Origin of the sequence: Nostocoides japonicum T1-X7, assembly GCF_001046855.1 — a bacterium.
Taxonomy (GTDB): domain Bacteria; phylum Actinomycetota; class Actinomycetes; order Actinomycetales; family Dermatophilaceae; genus Nostocoides; species Nostocoides japonicum.
Map to the genome: position 1 here is coordinate 4,810,075 of NZ_HF570958.1, position 1,155 is coordinate 4,811,229.

At 75.6% G+C, this 1,155-nt stretch carries 1 protein-coding gene; it reads right to left on the bottom strand.

All coding sequences use genetic code 11. The features are described from left to right. The coding region (locus tag BN12_RS21865; protein ID WP_048555645.1) for a PGAP1-like alpha/beta domain-containing protein at positions 1-1,155 on the bottom strand (1,155 nt) is incomplete at both ends.

Here is a 1,155-nt window from a genome sequence, read left to right on the forward strand (position 1 = left end):
CCGCCTCGCCGCGACGGCGTCGTCGATCTCGCGAGCCGTCTCGGCGTACCGGTCGGCGCTGTGCGCGGCGAGCGCGCTCGAGGACGCCGCGCCGCCGGTCGAGGACCTCCCCGTCGAGGGAGCGGTCAGGTCTCGCGTCACCGTCGTCCACGTGGGCCGGTCGGGGTTGGGGACGGCGTCGAGCCGCGGGACGGGGTCCTGGGCGTGCTCGACGGACAGGACGGTGACGGTCCGCGGGATGGGGAACCGCCCGATCGGTGAGCCGAAGGTCACGACGTCGGTGACGTGGTGCGCCGCCCGGAAGCGTGCGTCGCTCGCGAGGCTGGCGGCGATGATGCCCCCTTGGCTGTGGCCGACGATCATGACCCGGTCGCCGGAGCCCGCCCGGCCGGCGGCGGCCATCGCACGGTCCAGGGCCGTCGTCGCCGCGGTCGCGGCGAGGGTGGCCTCACCGGTCATCGCCTCGACGTTCGTCGTGAGGTCGAAGGGGTTCGCGCCAGGCCGGGAGCCCCACTCCTGGGTCCCGGGGATCTGCAGGATCCAGACACTCGTGCCGTCCGGCTGGATCACCTCGATGACCCGCACCCGCCCGGGGTCCGTGCCGTCGCCGAGGTCGATGGCGCCGGCGACGAGCCCGGCGACGCCCGATGGGCCGCCCACGGACTGCCCGGGAGAGGTGACCACCGGCGAGACCTCGACGGCCCGCCAGCCGTCGTCCTCGTCGAGCGCCCCGGTGAGCGACGCGAACGCGGCGAGGATCCGGACCGCGTCCTCCTCGGACCGCGGCGGCCACGGCACGCCGGCACGGGCCGCCGCGGCGCCGAGGACGATCGCCACGGCCGGATCGGCAGCGCCGATCCGCGTGACGAGGGCATCGATGCCACCGGCTGCGGCATCGACGAGCCACGGATGGTCGTAGGCGAGATCGTCGAGGCGGCGCAGGAGGGCGTCGGGTCCCTCGGCCACGCCGTCGATGACGAGCAACGGCAGGATGAGAAGGGCGACGCCGGCGGTCGCCTCCATGGCAAGGTCCTGCAGGGCCTTCATCGCGCTCGCCGCCGCCAGATCCGCCGCGCGGTATGCCGCCGCCACCGCGAGCAGGGTCGTCGCGAGTCCCGCGAGTCGGACCGCCTCCCCGCCGAGTCCGCCCGGGCC